The organism is Aquabacterium sp., from assembly GCF_048860245.1.
GTDB lineage: Bacteria > Pseudomonadota > Gammaproteobacteria > Burkholderiales > Burkholderiaceae_C > Aquabacterium.
Map to the genome: position 1 here is coordinate 1 of NZ_JBLIZW010000080.1, position 14,712 is coordinate 14,712.

Sequence of the window (14,712 nt, forward strand, 5' to 3'; positions counted from 1 at the left end):
AAAAAGCAGCAGGGTAGGTGGATAACGTGGCTCAAAATTGGACGTGACGGACGCCCTTTAGTGGCTCAGTTTTGCTCGTGATTCAACAGCCAAGCGCATGGCCTTGGAATCCACCCTGATAAAGGGCGAGGAAAGTGCTTAGGAAGGAGCACCTAGGGGATAACGAGCGACATTGAACCTAATGCGCCAAACTTATCCGGCTTAGCCCTGAACGTCGGTGCGTGGGGCGCGTTTGCTGCGCGTCGAACGATGGCGCCCCAACCATCGCCACCCCGTCAGGCACATGACCGCCAACGATCCGAAGATCAGCGCTGCGGTCTGCATCTGGAGTGGATGCATCCCCAGGATGCGAATGAGCGCAGACACCCCGACCGTCGCCGGCAACAACCCGAGAAACGTTCCCACAACGTAGGCAGACAGGCGGACCCGCAATGCACCCGCCACCAAATTGATCATCAGAAATGGGGCCACAGGCACCAGTCTGATCAAGGCAATGGTCAACACCCCTCGGCGACGGAGGTGCCGTTGGAGCAGGTCCATGCGCGATGCAAGCAAGCACTCAACCACGCCAGCTGCGACATAACGTCCCACCGCCCATGTGACCACAGCGCCGCCCATGACGCCGAATAAGGCATACGCCGAACCGGGCCACGCGCCAAATACTAATGCCCCCGCGGGCAGCAAGATCAGCACGGGCACACCAAAGGCTGTGGCCACCGTGAAGCCTGCCATCACATAGCATTGCCCGAACGGCAGCGCCAACACCTCCCGCCCAATTTGAGCCAAGACCGGTGCGCTCATCAGCAACTTGCCTGCGGGTGTTTGCCAGGCCCCATACAGCAAGGCCAGGACACCAAGGTAGCCCGCCATCAACAAGAGTCGCCCCCAAGAAAGGCCCTTCTTGTTCAAGAAAACGGTGAGGGAATGCACGCGCAAACCGTCAGACCAGCGGAACGACTTCGTCCACTTTGATTTGTTCGGGCAAGCTTCCAAGGTGCTTCATGGGCAGCCACATGGTGACCGTGGTCCCTTGTCCGAATGTGCTGTCGACCACCACTTCGCCACCATGAAGTTCGATGATTTCCTTCACGATGGTCATCCCCAGACCGGTGCCTGGAATGTTGCCCGAGGTGTCGGCGCGGAAGAAGCGTTCAAACACTTTGGCCAATTGCGCCTCGGTCATGCCCATGCCGTGGTCTTCGACGCGAATGCCCACTTCTGCTTGAGTCCCACGGCGTCGACACAAAACGTCCAATGAAATCTCACCGCCATTTGGGGAGTACTTGTAAGCATTCGAGAGGACGTTGGTCAGTGCCTGTGACAGCTTCGATCGGTCCACATCCAGCATGAGTGGCTCTTCAGGCAACGTGACCTTGACCTTGCGGTCGTCGTTGTTCACCAGCAAGGCCCCCAGAGCCTGTTCAATCACCCCCTGCAGGGCTTGTCGGGATCGATTGAAATCTTTGCCGCGTCTGGCCTCAATCCGCGCCAGATCAAGCAGCTCGTTCACCAGGTTGATCAGGATGGACGCCTGCCGGTGAATCGTTTCGAGCATGTCCTTTCGGTGCTCGTCCTTGAACTGCCGCTTCAACAGCAATTCCGTGAAGCCAAAGATGCTCACCATGGGGGTGCGCAGCTCGTGCGCCGCCATCGCGAGGAACTCGCTCTTCATGCGATCGACTTCGCGCTCATGCGTCACGTCACGGAAATACATGACGGTTTCATCGTGCGACCCGCCCTGCCGGATGCGGCGCACCAGTGTTCTTTGACACGGCGTGTGCAAGTGCAACAACTCTCGGGTGGTGTAGGCGTTGCCATCGGCATCCTTGTCCGAGTCGGAGGTTTCGTCTTCTCTGGACTGACACTGACTCATCAGCTGATCTTCAAAGACATCGCGCGATTGCCCCACCATGTCCGCTGCCGACATCCCTGTCATGGCTTCGAAGGCCGGATTGACAATGGTGACCTCACCCCGCTTGTCCAGCACCACAAAGCCGTCAGGGCTCAGATCAAACACCGCATTCAAACGCTCGGTGCGCAACCGCAGCACTTGCTCGGCGGCCACGCGATCAGAGATATCGGCCTGGATGCCGATGAAGTGTGTCAGTACGCCCTCTTGATTCAAGACCGGTGAAATCGACAACTCAATGTAGTACAGAGAACCGTTCTTTCGGTAATTGCGCATGACAGCTTGCGCGCGACGCCCCTCTTTGATGGCCTGGCGCAAAACAGTCAGCCCTGGCTGATCGGCATCGGTGCCGTGAAGGAATCTGGGGTTGAGGCCAAGCACCTCATGCACTTCATACCCCGTGATTTGCTCAAACCCCGAATTGGCATAGATGATGGGATGACTGGGCAAGGTCATGGAGACGATGATGACGCCATCACTGGATGAGGCCAAGGCACGGTCGCGCAACGCCAGCTCTTGCTCGGCCCACTTCGCATCGGTCGTATCACGCACGATGAACGAATAGATCTGCTCGCCATCCAGAAAGATGCGCGCAGCGGACAAGGCCACAGGAAAGACCGTTCCTTCCGCCCGCTGCCCGACGGTATCCAGGCCAATGACCCGGTTGGAGAAGCCATGTTCGTCAAACCACTGATCCAACGATGTTGCAGCCAGAGCCGGCAACAAAGTGTCTGCAATCGGTAACCCCATCAGCGCGTCACTCGGGCGACCAAAAATGCTCACCGTGGCGACGTTGCACCATGTGATCTTGCCTTGACTGTCCACCATCACGATCGCATCCGGCGCAGCATCCATGACTGCAGCGCGACGTGTCTGCTCTTTTTGCAGCGCGGCATCCATCTGTTTACGGGCGCCACTTGCTCGGCGACGTGTGGAAATCAGCATGAGGTAGCCCTGCATGGCCACCAATGCAGCAATGACCATCACGACCAACGCGAGCCAAACCGCCGCATGACGATACAAGTACTCCACGGTGGTGAGTTGGCGCAGTCCCCCTGCGACTTTCAAAGACCATGCGCGCCCGTCCAGCGTGATGGGCAACGCTATCCGATGCGTGGCGTTCGCTGCCAAGGCCTCCGGCCAGACTGGGGCGGCATCGGTCGACGTCAGGACACTCTGCATCTCCCAGAAATGCCCATCGCTATGTGGGCGCCATGGCTCAGCGGCGGGCATGAGCGCAGTCACCACCCAACCGCTTCTCGACTCCCAGAGCGCCTCGACCAACACCCAATGGGGTTCCTGCGCCGCAGATCCAAGTTGGCAGAGTTGCCACCGATGCGCCGCATCTGCTGCGCGCAGACAGGCTGCGAGTGCAGCCACCTGGTCAGGATCGGCCTCCAAGGCCAAGCTTTGGAGCAAAGCATCCACCGTCTTGACGTGCCTGGGCAACCACGCTGAACCCGCTTCCGGCCACACCGTCAGCGTTTCGGCCCGCGGGGCAGGCATCGCCAAGACCCATTGACGCACCGCTGACAGCAAGGCTCGGCGCTGCTGCAAGCGGTACTGCACCTGCTCCTGCATGTGCGTCGCCTCAGCCAGGAACTCCTGCTGGTTGCGCCAGGACTCCAATCGATAGACCGCGACAAGTCCGCCTGCGGTCAGCATTGTCGCGAGCAAAACGATGACCGCGACGACACGACGAGGCGTCCAGCTGCCGAAGACATGCTCCAGCAGACCCTGTACCCGAGTGACGGGTTGCACCGGATCTGGCGCGGTCATGGCTGGCCCCTCAGGCTGACGCCGAGACCAGGTTTTCGACGCGCTCGATCAACTCCAAAGGGCTAAACGGTTTCACCAGGTAGGCATCAGCCCCAACGGCCTCGCCAGCGGCCAGATCGGTCGCCTGACCCCGTGCGGTCAGCATGACCACGCGGATCTTTTGAAGCACCGGATCTTTCTTGATGCGATCGCAAACTTGGTAGCCGTCCAGCAAGCCAGGCATCATCACATCCAGCAGAACGACGTCGGGTATGATGGCGCGGACCATGTTCAGCCCGGACTCGCCATCGTGTGCTTCATGAATCTCGAAGTCACCGAATTCGAGCGTCATCCGAATGAGTTTGCAAATATCAGGTTGATCTTCAACGATCAAAATGCGGTGAGCCATATTGGTCTCCTTTTATCAGTGATGCGCAAGGCTCATTTCTCATCGAGCTTGACGCGCTTGCTCATGCTGCGCGCCATCAGTTGCGCCATGTCTCTTGCGTAGCGTTGCGCTTGCTCTACAGACAGTTGAGCATCTTGGGATGCCGGTGCGCCAGCAGGGATTTCCAGCACGAAATCGACACCATCAAAATCATCTTCAATGCGGACTGAGCCACCGTGCTCTTCCAGAATGCGTTGACTCAGCGCCAGGCCGATGCCCTTGCGTGCGTCGCTGGGCTTGGCCGTATCGCCAACACCAAAGGGTGCAAAAGCACTCCGACGCTCGTGGTTGGACACAAAGAGCCCTTTGTTGCTGGCCCGGACCATGACGCGGGTGCCCACGGCGTGAACCGACAGCTCGATCAAACCACCACTCCGCGCGCTGCGAATGGACTGTTCCAGATACTCTGACAGTGCTTTGCTGAGCCAATGGGTGCTGCCGTAAATGGCGGGCAACTCGCCCTGAATCCCCTCTGTGGCCACGGTGATGTTGCGGGCAGTGGCCAAGGGCATGACCTCCGCCAATGCGGCCCTGAGCAGATCAGGCAGCATGATGCGTTCTTCTCGAACGATCGAGCTTTGCCCGAAGATCGACACCAGATCCCGCAACTTACCCAGCTTTTGCGACAAATCTTTGGCGTTTTGCACCAACTCGACCAACTCGGGGGTGGGCTGCTGCTTCTGCGCAATGCTGATGACCGTTGGCAAGCGATCCGCCAACAGATTGATGGGGGCTTCCATCTCGGCTTCGATGTACCCAATCAGGTTCTCGAGGGCCTGTGAATACCAGCGTTCTTCAGACACGTTGTTCATGACCACCATCAGGTCATTGCCAACCGGCGCCTTGATGACCACCGCCCGAATCGAGTCTGGATGGGCTTCCTGCGTGGTCAATTCAAACTGAAACGGCAACTGCAGCATGTTCTGACCTGCTGCCTTGACCGTCCGCTCTGCCACGGGGTCCATCATCTGTTGCCCGAGCATGACCGGCGTCATCTGCACGGCCGCCTTGTTGGCGTACCGAACAATGCCGTTGCGCTCAACCCAGACCACGCCACTTTTGACTTGGTCGAACAGTAATCGGAATGCCTCGTTCATGATGAATATCCCATCTTGGTCAACGGCTGCCCGAGCAAACTCCGCCCTACCCTAGCTGCAATATCTTCTGGCGTAAACGGCGCCCCCACCAGCTCAACCCGCTCGGGGACACCACCCTTGGTCGCCAACGCCTCGCTGTTCAGATCGGTCAACAACATGATCCGCATGTGGGCCATGGATTCACAGCGCTCCAGTGTCCGCAGCATTTCCATGCCGTCCATGCCATGCAGGGCCAGCGTGGTGATCAAAATATCCGGCGCCTTTTGCCCCACCTGAATCAAGGCCAGATAACCGGTTTCGGCGCGACGTACCGACACCGCATCACCAAAAACAGCCAAGGCGTCCTCGCAGCGGTCAATCCAGCCACTTTCGTCGGCGACCAGCAGGACATCGATGGGCGCACGATCATCCGATGTCGACAGTTGTTGCTGCCGCATTGCCAGCAATTCGCGCTTACCGGCACGGGGCTTGTCCTGCTGAACATCACCCAGCCCGGTACTGATCGCAAGCGCCTCCACCGCTGTAAACGGAATGCGGCGATGCCCGCCAGGCGTCTTCGCTGCGGGCAAGATGTCTGCCTCCACCCACAGTTGCACCGTGCGCAATGAAACCCCCAAGCGCTTGGCCGCTTCTCGGGTGGTCATCATGCGGGAGCCGGGGCCCAGAGGAATCACGTCTGACATACCTCACATCCTTGCGAGCAATGGATTTACGCGTTGTACGGCATATCGGTCAGTCGTTTCATTTTTTTCGCTTTGATTTCAGGAAATGTCACGCATGTTCCGTTAAATCAGAGAGATATGTGAACTATTCACCCTGTCATCGCCACTTTCTGATCGGCTTTAGATTCGGCACAATCGCGCACCATGAGCAAAGCGTTTACCAAGGAATCTGCAGGTGACGACGAGGACGATCTGGCCTTGCCGCCCTTGCCCGCCGGCAGCAAGAACTACATCACCCCCGAGGGATACCAACGTTTGCGCAATGAATTGATCAACCTGATCGACAGCGAACGTCCCAAGGTGGTGGAAATCGTGCATTGGGCCGCCTCCAATGGCGACCGCTCTGAAAACGGTGACTACCTGTACGGCAAAAAGCGCCTGCGCGAAATCGACCGACGCATCCGTTTCCTGACCAAACGCCTGGACATCGCCGAAGTGGCCGACCCCAGCCTGCATCACGGCAACGATCAGGTGTTCTTTGGTGCCACGGTGACCTACGAAAACCAGGCTGGCGTGGAACGCACGGTCACGATCAAGGGCATTGACGAGGTCGACAACCTCAAAGGCGAAGTCAGCTGGATTTCGCCGATCGCCCGCGCCCTGCTCAAGTCACGTGAGGGCGACGAAGTGCAATTCATGGCCCCCGGTGGCCTGGAGCGCCTGGAAATCATCCAGGTCAGCTACCCCAAGCCTGCCACGTCGCACTGACACGCGTCAGTGCGGCACCACGCGCTGCGCGTTGAGCACCACGGCGCAACGCTTGAGCGTGCGGATCACCTCAGACAAGTGATCCGTGTCACGCACTTCCAGGCGCAACTTCAGCTCGGCCGTCTCACCCAGGCGCTCATCACCCATTTCGATGTGGGTGATGTCGGTTTCGGCGCTGCTGACCGCCGCCGCCACCTGGGCCAGCACGCCCTTGCCATTGGTCACCAGAACCTTGATGACGGTTTCGAACATGCGGGCTGGCTCATCCGACCAGCTCACGTCGATCCAGCGTTCACGGTCACGCTCGAACAAGCGACGGCCCACACCGCACTCGTGCGTGTGGACCACCATGCCCTCGCCACGCCCCAGGTAACCGGCGATGCGGTCGCCCGGCACCGGACAACAGCACGGTGCCAGGCGCACGGTGGCGCCTTCGTTACCATCGATCACCACGGCGGCCTGATGCGGCACATCGGCCTCGAAACGCCCCAGTGTCAAGGTCACGGCGTCCGGCCGTTCGCCCGACTCGGCTCGCATCTGCGCCAGCCGCTTGGCGACCATCTGCGCAATCTTGCGCCCCAAGCCAATGTCCACCAGCAATTCGTCACGGCTGCGGTTGCCGCCCCAGCGAATCAAGGTCTGCCACAGCACGCCCGTGTCACCTTCAGAATCTTCATTGCCAGGCGGCAGCGACAAGCCTTCGGCACGCAAAGCCTGCGTCAGCAGCTTCTCGCCCAAGGCCAAAGACTCTTCCGCCTCCATGTTCTTGAGGTAGTGGCGAATCTTGGAACGGGCCCGGCCGGTGCGCACAAAGTTCAGCCAGGCAGGGTTGGGGCGCGCCCCCTGCGCGGTCACGATCTCGACCACGTCCCCGCTGCGGAGTTCGGTGCGCAGTGCCACCGGCGCGCCATTGACCTTGGCCGACGCGCAATGGTCGCCCACGCGCGAGTGGATGGCGTACGCAAAGTCCACCGGCGTCGCGCCCTTGGGCAGCGCCACAATGCGAGACTTGGGCGTCAGCACATAGACCGACTCAGGGAACAAGTCGATCTTCAGGTGTTCAAGGAACTCGGCCGAATCGCGCGTCTCATGCTGGATGTCGATCAAGGACTGCAGCCACACCGCACCTTGCTGAGGTGAAGCCTCGCCCGCATCCTCATGCTCCTTGTACATCCAGTGTGCGGCGATGCCCTTCTCGGCCACGGTGTGCATGGCTTGCGAGCGAATCTGGAATTCCACTGCCGTCCCCACCGGGTTGATCAGCGTGGTGTGCAAGGACTGGTAGCCATTCGGCTTGGGAATGGCGATGTAGTCTTTGAAGCGGCCCGGCAGCGGCTTGTACAACTGATGCAGCACGCCCAGCGCGCGATAGCAGTCGAGCAGTTCGCGCGCCACGATGCGGAAGCCAAAGATGTCGCTGACCTGGGCAAAGCTCAGGCCCTTTTCAATCATCTTGTTGTAGATCGAGAAGATGGTCTTCTCACGGCCATACACCTCGACCTGCATATCGGCCTCGCCAAAGGCCACTTCCACTTCCTTGCGGATGCGCTCCACCAGATCTCGGCGGTTGCCTCGCGTGCGCTTGACCGCTTTGGCCAGCACCGCGTAACGCCAGGGATTGATGTATTGGAACGAGAGTTCCTGCAGTTCGCGATAGGTTTGATTCAGCCCCAGACGGTGCGCAATCGGCACATAAATGTCCAGCGTCTCGCGGGCGATGCGGGCACGTTTGTGGGCCACCATGGCCGCCATGGTGCGCATGTTGTGCAGGCGGTCGGCCAGCTTGATCAGGATGACGCGCACATCGCGCGCCATGGCCAACAGCATCTTGCGGAAGGACTCGGCTTGCGACTCCTCTTTGGTCGAGAAATGCAGCTTGTCCAGCTTGGTCAGGCCATCGACGATCTCGGCCGTGGGCGCACCAAAGCGCTCGATCAGCTCAATTTTGGTGACGCCACAGTCTTCCATGGCGTCGTGCATGAGCGCCGCCATGATGGCCTGCGCGTCCAGCTTCCAGTCGGCGCACAGGCCCGCCACCGCGATGGGGTGGGTGATGTAAGGCTCGCCACTGGCCCGGAACTGCCCCAAGTGGGCTTCGTCGGCAAACCGGTAGGCATCTCGCACGCGGCGAATGTCCGCCTCGTCAAGGTAATCAAGCTTGTGGGTCAGCGCGGCAAAAGAAGCCGCAGCAGCATCGTGAGCCAGGGTCATGGGCAGACTTTAGCGCGGAAGCGCCAAACCGCATACGCACAAAATGATCAGATAAATGGCAAAGGCCCGTTTTTCAACGGGCCTTTGTGCCAGATCGCGTTGGAAGCAAAACTGCGCAACAGCAGCTTACCCCAAGAAAGATCAGGTCGGAACCTTGCGCAGCATTTCCACGCCAACTTGACCTGCAGCGATTTCGCGCAGGGCGGTCACGCTGGGCTTGTTGCGCGATTCAATCTTCGGGGTGTGACCTTGGCTCAGCATGCGAGCACGGTAGGTGGCAGCGAGCACGAGCTGGAAGCGGTTAGGGATCTTTTGCAGGCAGTCTTCAACAGTGATGCGGGCCATGGTGGACGCTCCGTAGGTGTCGTGATCGAAATCAGACCAGATTGAGGGCCTGGAACACGGTGGACTTGTTCCGGCGCTGAGCTGCGTATTTTAACCTCTGCGCGTGAACAATTGCCTTCAAGTCGAACAAAGCCGTCTCAAACAGGGCATTGATCACCACAAAGTCGAAATGTTGGGCCTGTGCGACCTCGATCCGAGCATTCTGCATCCGCACCTCGATCACGTCGGCCGAGTCTTCTCCCCGGCGATTCAGGCGCTGCAGCAACTCTTCATAGCTGGGCGGCAGGATGAAGATCAGGATGGCCGTCGGGAAGATCTTCTTGATCTGCAGCGCCCCCTGCCAGTCGATCTCCAGCACGACGTCTTCACCGCCTTTGATGCGCTCCTCAATCGCCTGGCGCGAGGTGCCATAGAAGTTGCCATGCACCTCCGCGTACTCGAAGAAGTCGCCACGGGCGATCATGGACTGGAACTCTTCCATGGCCGTGAACCAGTACTCGCGGCCATGCTGCTCTTGACCGCGAGGCGAGCGGGTCGTGTGCGACACGCTGACTTGCAGGTGCGAATCCAACTCCAACAAGGCCTTCACCAGGCTGGACTTGCCAGTGCCACTGGGCGCTGACACCACAAAAAGATTGCCGGGATATTCCATGGCAAGGTTTCCTTTATTCGATGTTCTGAACCTGCTCACGCATTTGCTCGATCAACACTTTCATGTCAACCGAGATCTGGGTCAATTCCAGCGCAGCCGCCTTGGACCCCAGCGTATTTGCTTCACGGTGTAATTCTTGAATCAGGAAGTCGAGGCGCTTGCCAACCTCCCCGCCCTTCTTCAGCAAGCGGCCAATCTCGTCCAGGTGGGCCTTGAGGCGTTGCAGTTCCTCGTCCACATCAATGCGCAGCGCGTAGGCCGCAGCTTCGCTCAAGGCACGCTCTTGGGCCGCCTCCGGCGTGACGGAACCGCCGACTGCCTGCAAGGCTTCCTGATATTTCTGAACAAAACGTTCTTGTTGACGTTGCACCGCCGCAGGCACCAGGGGTGTCGCTTGCTCGGCCAATGCTTTCAAGCCTTTGAGCTTGTCTTGCAACACCGCCACCAGACGCGAGCCCTCGCGCTGGCGTGCTTCCTTCAGCGCTTCCACGCATTGGCGAGCCGCCTCCAGCGCCGCATCCTCCAACCGCACGGAAGGGGCTGCAGCACGACACCAGTTGAGCACCTCGTTCACCGACAAGGGCGCTGCCTTGGGCAACCAGTTCTGAACCGTGCCTTCCAGGCGCGCCAGCGTGTGCAGCTGATCAGGTTGGGGCTGAGGCCAGCCTGCGTCCGAAGCTCGCTGGGGCTGCAGACGGAATTCGATCTTGCCGCGCTTGAACGAGGCCGTCAGCATCTCGCGCAACGCTGGCTCCAGCCCCCGGAACTCGTCGGCCAACTTGAAGCTCAGATCCAGAAAACGACTGTTGACGGAGCGCAATTCCGCACCGACCGCGCCCGAAGCGGTCTTGCGTGACGCATTCGACGCCTCCGCGTCTTCGGTGTTTTCACTGACGTGGTCGAGAGCCGACGACACCGCCGCGGCAAAGCCGGTCATAGAGTAGACTGACATAAATACCTTGACACCAGACAAAACCCGATTATGTCAAAGCCGAAACCCGCCCCGTTGCCCCCGGGCACCGTCGTGGGCGGATACCAGGTCGTCAAGAAGATCGCGGCAGGCGGTTTTGGGGTGGTTTACCTCGCCGAAGACCCCGACAAGCGGCTGGTAGCGCTGAAAGAATATTTGCCCGCTTCGCTGGCGGAACGGGCACCGGGCGAACTCATCCCTCGCGTCAAGCCCGACAAACAGCCGCTTTACCGCCTCGGTCTCAAAAGCTTCTTTGAAGAGGGCCGCTCGCTGGCCCAGATCGCGCACCCCAGCGTGGTGTCTGTGCTGAACTTCTTCCGGGAAAACGAAACCGTTTACATGGTGATGAACTACCTGCAGGGGGACACCCTTCAGGACTTCATCGTCACGGCACGGGATCTCAAGCGAGACAAGGTGTTCCGCGAGTCCACCATTCGCAGCCTGTTTGATGAAATCCTGCGCGGCTTGCGCATCGTCCACCAGTACAAGATGCTGCACTTGGACATCAAGCCCGCCAACATTTTCATCACCAACGAGAACAAGGCTGTCTTGCTGGACTTTGGGGCGGCTCGCGAGGTGCTGTCCAAGGAAGGCAACTTCATCCGGCCCATGTACACCCCCGGCTTCGCGGCCCCCGAGATGTACCGCCGCGACGGCTCCCTGGGCCCCTGGACCGACATCTACGCCATTGGCGCCTGCATTTACGCCTGCATGCAGGGCTATCCACCCAACGATGCCCCTCAGCGCCTCGAAAAAGACCGCTTAGGGCTATCGCTGTCTCGACTGCGGAACGTCTATTCGGATAACCTGATCGAAGTGACAGAGTGGTGCATGTCGCTCGACCCGCTGGCCCGGCCCCAAAGCGTCTTTGCGCTGCAAAAGGAGCTGGCCCGTGAAACCGAACGCCGCTACTCCAAACTGACCTTTGCTGAACGCGTCAAGCTTCAGCTTGAAAACCTCAAATCCGGATCCAAAGCATGAGGTTCTCCGTCTACCAGATCAGCCGCAAAGGTGGCCGCGAAAAAAATGAAGACCGCATGGGCTATTGCTACACGCGGGACGCCGGCCTGTTTGCCCTGGCCGACGGCATGGGTGGCCACCCTGAAGGCGAAATGGCATCGCAGTTGGCGCTGCAGACCATGGCGGCGCTGTTTCAGCGTGACGCCCGACCTGACTTGGCTGACCCCATTCGCTTCCTGCAGGAAGCCATCATGGCCGGTCATCATCAATTGCTGCGCTACGCCAGCGAGAAGGGTCTGATCGACAACCCGCGCACCACCATCGTGGCCTGCATCCTGCAGGGCAACGCGGCGTACTGGGCGCACTGCGGTGACTCTCGCCTGTACTTTGTTCGAGGCGACAAGCTGATTGCCCGCACGCGTGACCACTCGTACTCCGAGCTGCAACAAACCCTGTCGTCGGTCGTGCCACTGAATGACCGCTACAACCGCAACGTGTTGTTCACCTGCCTGGGCAGCCCCGGCCGCCCCGTGATCGACACGGCTGGCCCCCTGCTGCTGCAGGAAGGCGACCGCATCTTGCTGTGCTCCGACGGTCTGTGGGGCACCACAGAAGACGACGTCATCACAAGCCATCTGGCCACCCATTCGATCTCCGACTCGGTCCCCGAGTTGGTGGAAATTGCCCTGCGCAATGGCGGCCCGAAGTGCGACAACGTCAGCATCATCGCCATGGAGTGGGAGTCCGCCGAGGACGAACGCCCCAGCGTTTCGACCGAATCGCTGGGTGACGAGGTCTTTGCCTCCACCATCCAGGCAAGCGTGGGCGGCGGCGCGGAGGTGGACGACTTGGCCGACGACCTGGACGAGGCCGAAATCGAACGCTCTATCCGCGAAATCAACGAAGCCATCCGGCGCTCTGCCAACGCAGCCCGCAAGAACTGAGCGTCCGCGCCACAATACACACCCTCGACCGCCAGCAGGTTGTCGAGGGTGATTTTTTTAGAGCCCACACATGCGCAAGACCCTCATCCTGGCCTCCAACAACGCCAAGAAGCTCCGCGAACTGCAAGCACTCATTGCCCCGTTAGGCGTCGAACTGGTAACGCAGGGCGCCCTTGGCATCCCTGAGGCCGAAGAGCCCCACGTCACGTTTGTGGAAAATGCCTTGGCCAAAGCGCGCCATGCCGCTCGCGAAGGCAGGGGACCCGCCATCGCCGACGATTCAGGCTTGTGTGTGGATGCGTTAGGTGGTGCACCGGGCGTACGCTCAGCACGCTACGCGGTGGATGCCGGCCGAGCCACCGAAGGCGCAGGGAGAGAGGTCATTGACCCTGCCAACAACGCCTGGCTCCTGGATCAGATGCAGGGGCAAAACCAACGCCGAGCCCACTTCACCTGTGTGCTGGTTGCCGTGCGCCACGCCGAGGATCCGGAGCCTTTGATCGCAGAAGGTCACTGGACCGGCGAGCTGCTTTACGCACCGCGCGGCGAACACGGCTTCGGCTTCGACCCCCTGCTGTGGCTGCCCGAGCACCAGCAAAGCGCGGCAGAGTTGGCTCCTGAAATCAAAAACGGCGTCAGCCACCGAGCCCAGGCCTGCACTCGCTTGCTGGAACTGATTCAGGCACGCTGGGGCATCACCGATGGCGAACAGTGGGCGTGGCAACCAGCATGATCACGCTGCATCAGCCCGGCGCCTTGAGCGCCCTGCCCCCGCTGTCACTGTACGTGCACCTTCCTTGGTGTCTGCGCAAGTGCCCCTATTGTGATTTAAATTCGCACGAGCACCGGCAAGCTGACGGCACCCTGCCCGAATCTCGCTACCTGGATGCGATCTGCGCCGACATCGAATCCGCACTGCCCCAGATCTGGGGACGCCGGATCCACACCATCTTCATCGGCGGCGGCACACCCAGCCTCTTTTCACCCGAGTCCATTGACCGCTTGTTGTGCGACATCCGCGCCCGACTGCCTGTCAACGCTGACGCCGAGATCACCCTCGAGGCCAACCCCGGCACTTTCGAGAAAGACCGCTTCAAAGCCTTCCGTCAGGCGGGCGTGAATCGTCTGTCGATCGGCGTACAAAGCTTTGACGACCAGAAATTGAAGGCACTGGGGCGCGTGCACAACCGTGCGCAAGCCATCGCCGCGGTCGAAGAAGCTCAAGCCTGCTTCGACACATTCAACCTCGACCTGATGTACGCCTTGCCCGGTCAGTCCATGCACGACCTGGAATCTGACATCCAGCAGACCCTGGCATTCGAGCCCCCCCATCTGTCGCTGTACCACCTGACCCTTGAGCCCAACACGCGCTTCGCCACGCAGCCTCCTGAAGGTCTGCCCGACGATGACTCCGCATTCGACATGCTCGACCACCTCATCGAGCGGACCACCTCGGCCGGACTCCAACGCTACGAGGTCTCAGCGTATGCACGACCGGGTCACCACTGTCAGCACAACCTCAACTACTGGCAGTTCGGGGACTATCTGGGCGTGGGTGCTGGCGCCCACAGCAAGATCAGCTTCCCCGACAAGATCGTGCGTCAGGTCCGTTGGCGTGAGCCTGGCAGCTACATGGACAAGGCACTGCAGGGCCAGGCCTGCTCCAACGAGCAGGAAGTCGCCCTGAAATCCCGGGCCTTCGAATTCATGATGAATGCATTGCGCCTGCGCGATGGGTTCGAGTTACTGCGGTTCAGCGAGCGCACAGGCTTGACCCTGACAAGCATTCAACGCCCGCTGGCCGAGGCCGAAGCCAAAGGTCTGCTCGAGAGAGATCTGACCCGCGCCTGGCCCACCACCAAAGGCTTCGACTTTCTGAGCGACCTGCAAGCCCTGTTCTTGCAAGACTGACCGGCATTCACAGAAAAAAAGCCGCTGCACCCCACAAGGGCCAGCGGCTTTTTTGCCTCCGGGCAGGCGCCAACTTG

The 14,712-nt window shown here is 60.1% G+C and carries 14 protein-coding genes; 5 read left to right on the forward strand and 9 right to left on the reverse strand.

Annotation, left to right across the window (positions count from 1 at the left end; genetic code table 11):
- Window positions 1–201 precede the first annotated feature (201 nt).
- Genes ACMV18_RS09330 through ACMV18_RS09350 form a run of 5 tightly spaced genes read right to left on the reverse strand, consistent with a single transcriptional unit; the run spans window position 202 to window position 5,895 of the window.
- Window positions 202–930: a TVP38/TMEM64 family protein gene (locus ACMV18_RS09330; RefSeq protein WP_420817612.1), complete on the reverse strand. Its 729-nt coding sequence runs from the start codon at window positions 928–930 to the stop codon at window positions 202–204.
- A gap of 10 nt (window positions 931–940) precedes the next feature.
- Complete coding sequence (locus ACMV18_RS09335) at window positions 941–3,688, reverse strand: PAS domain-containing sensor histidine kinase (RefSeq protein WP_420817613.1); 2,748 nt, start codon at window positions 3,686–3,688, stop codon at window positions 941–943.
- A 10-nt stretch (window positions 3,689–3,698) separates the two neighbouring features.
- Window positions 3,699–4,076 carry a response regulator transcription factor gene (locus tag ACMV18_RS09340; protein ID WP_420817614.1) on the reverse strand — a complete coding sequence of 126 codons (378 nt, stop codon included), beginning with the start codon at window positions 4,074–4,076 and terminating at the stop codon, window positions 3,699–3,701.
- 32 nt (window positions 4,077–4,108) lie between these two features.
- On the reverse strand, window positions 4,109–5,212 hold the full coding sequence (locus ACMV18_RS09345) for an ATP-binding protein (RefSeq protein WP_420817615.1): 1,104 nt from the start codon (window positions 5,210–5,212) through the stop codon (window positions 4,109–4,111).
- Window positions 5,209–5,895 (reverse strand): excisionase family DNA-binding protein, encoded by a 687-nt coding sequence (locus ACMV18_RS09350; protein WP_420817616.1) that lies wholly within the window; start codon window positions 5,893–5,895, stop codon window positions 5,209–5,211. The genes ACMV18_RS09345 and ACMV18_RS09350 overlap by 4 nt, the downstream gene beginning before the upstream one ends.
- Window positions 5,896–6,078: 183 nt before the next feature.
- Between ACMV18_RS09350 and greB the strand changes: the two genes are divergently transcribed.
- Window positions 6,079–6,642, forward strand: coding sequence for a transcription elongation factor GreB (greB, locus tag ACMV18_RS09355; protein WP_374259123.1), 564 nt, complete (start codon window positions 6,079–6,081; stop codon window positions 6,640–6,642).
- Between the two features lie 6 nt (window positions 6,643–6,648).
- Here the strand turns inward: greB and ACMV18_RS09360 are convergent, their stop codons facing one another.
- The 4 genes from ACMV18_RS09360 to ACMV18_RS09375 all read right to left on the reverse strand — a co-directional run bounded on the left by ACMV18_RS09360 (window position 6,649) and on the right by ACMV18_RS09375 (window position 10,802).
- Window positions 6,649–8,853, reverse strand: coding sequence for a RelA/SpoT family protein (locus ACMV18_RS09360; protein WP_420817617.1), 2,205 nt, complete (start codon window positions 8,851–8,853; stop codon window positions 6,649–6,651).
- A gap of 141 nt (window positions 8,854–8,994) precedes the next feature.
- Complete coding sequence (rpoZ, locus tag ACMV18_RS09365; RefSeq protein ID WP_374259125.1) at window positions 8,995–9,198, reverse strand: DNA-directed RNA polymerase subunit omega; 204 nt, start codon at window positions 9,196–9,198, stop codon at window positions 8,995–8,997.
- Window positions 9,199–9,229: 31 nt separating this feature from the next.
- Window positions 9,230–9,850: a guanylate kinase gene (gene gmk, locus ACMV18_RS09370; protein WP_374259126.1), complete on the reverse strand. Its 621-nt coding sequence runs from the start codon at window positions 9,848–9,850 to the stop codon at window positions 9,230–9,232.
- Window positions 9,851–9,863: 13 nt separating this feature from the next.
- Window positions 9,864–10,802: a YicC/YloC family endoribonuclease gene (locus ACMV18_RS09375; protein WP_374259127.1), complete on the reverse strand. Its 939-nt coding sequence runs from the start codon at window positions 10,800–10,802 to the stop codon at window positions 9,864–9,866.
- 30 nt (window positions 10,803–10,832) lie between these two features.
- On the opposite strand from ACMV18_RS09375, the gene ACMV18_RS09380 reads away from it, so the two are divergent.
- The 4 genes from ACMV18_RS09380 (at window position 10,833) to hemW (ending at window position 14,635) form a co-directional block, all read left to right on the forward strand.
- Window positions 10,833–11,801: a serine/threonine protein kinase gene (locus ACMV18_RS09380; protein ID WP_420817618.1), complete on the forward strand. Its 969-nt coding sequence runs from the start codon at window positions 10,833–10,835 to the stop codon at window positions 11,799–11,801.
- The gene (locus ACMV18_RS09385; protein ID WP_374259248.1) at window positions 11,798–12,724 is read left to right on the forward strand and encodes a PP2C family protein-serine/threonine phosphatase; all 927 of its coding nucleotides are present in this window, start codon (window positions 11,798–11,800) and stop codon (window positions 12,722–12,724) included. Before ACMV18_RS09380 ends, ACMV18_RS09385 begins: the two co-directional genes overlap by 4 nt.
- 70 nt (window positions 12,725–12,794) lie before the next feature.
- Window positions 12,795–13,457 carry an RdgB/HAM1 family non-canonical purine NTP pyrophosphatase gene (gene rdgB, locus ACMV18_RS09390; RefSeq protein ID WP_420817619.1) on the forward strand — a complete coding sequence of 221 codons (663 nt, stop codon included), beginning with the start codon at window positions 12,795–12,797 and terminating at the stop codon, window positions 13,455–13,457.
- Window positions 13,454–14,635, forward strand: a complete 1,182-nt coding sequence (hemW, locus tag ACMV18_RS09395; RefSeq protein ID WP_420817620.1) for a radical SAM family heme chaperone HemW — start codon at window positions 13,454–13,456, stop codon at window positions 14,633–14,635. Before rdgB ends, hemW begins: the two co-directional genes overlap by 4 nt.
- The last annotated feature ends 77 nt before the right edge of the window (window positions 14,636–14,712 follow it).

Coding starts and splice junctions, on each gene's coding strand:
- ACMV18_RS09335 (WP_420817613.1), bottom strand. CDS start 3,688: ATGACCGCGCCAGATCCGGTGCAACCCGTCACTCGGGTACAGGGTCTG.
- ACMV18_RS09340 (WP_420817614.1), bottom strand. CDS start 4,076: ATGGCTCACCGCATTTTGATCGTTGAAGATCAACCTGATATTTGCAAA.
- ACMV18_RS09345 (WP_420817615.1), bottom strand. CDS start 5,212: ATGAACGAGGCATTCCGATTACTGTTCGACCAAGTCAAAAGTGGCGTG.
- ACMV18_RS09350 (WP_420817616.1), bottom strand. CDS start 5,895: ATGTCAGACGTGATTCCTCTGGGCCCCGGCTCCCGCATGATGACCACC.
- greB (WP_374259123.1), top strand. CDS start 6,079: ATGAGCAAAGCGTTTACCAAGGAATCTGCAGGTGACGACGAGGACGAT.
- ACMV18_RS09360 (WP_420817617.1), bottom strand. CDS start 8,853: ATGACCCTGGCTCACGATGCTGCTGCGGCTTCTTTTGCCGCGCTGACC.
- rpoZ (WP_374259125.1), bottom strand. CDS start 9,198: ATGGCCCGCATCACTGTTGAAGACTGCCTGCAAAAGATCCCTAACCGC.
- gmk (WP_374259126.1), bottom strand. CDS start 9,850: ATGGAATATCCCGGCAATCTTTTTGTGGTGTCAGCGCCCAGTGGCACT.
- ACMV18_RS09375 (WP_374259127.1), bottom strand. CDS start 10,802: ATGTCAGTCTACTCTATGACCGGCTTTGCCGCGGCGGTGTCGTCGGCT.
- ACMV18_RS09380 (WP_420817618.1), top strand. CDS start 10,833: ATGTCAAAGCCGAAACCCGCCCCGTTGCCCCCGGGCACCGTCGTGGGC.
- ACMV18_RS09385 (WP_374259248.1), top strand. CDS start 11,798: ATGAGGTTCTCCGTCTACCAGATCAGCCGCAAAGGTGGCCGCGAAAAA.
- rdgB (WP_420817619.1), top strand. CDS start 12,795: ATGCGCAAGACCCTCATCCTGGCCTCCAACAACGCCAAGAAGCTCCGC.
- hemW (WP_420817620.1), top strand. CDS start 13,454: ATGATCACGCTGCATCAGCCCGGCGCCTTGAGCGCCCTGCCCCCGCTG.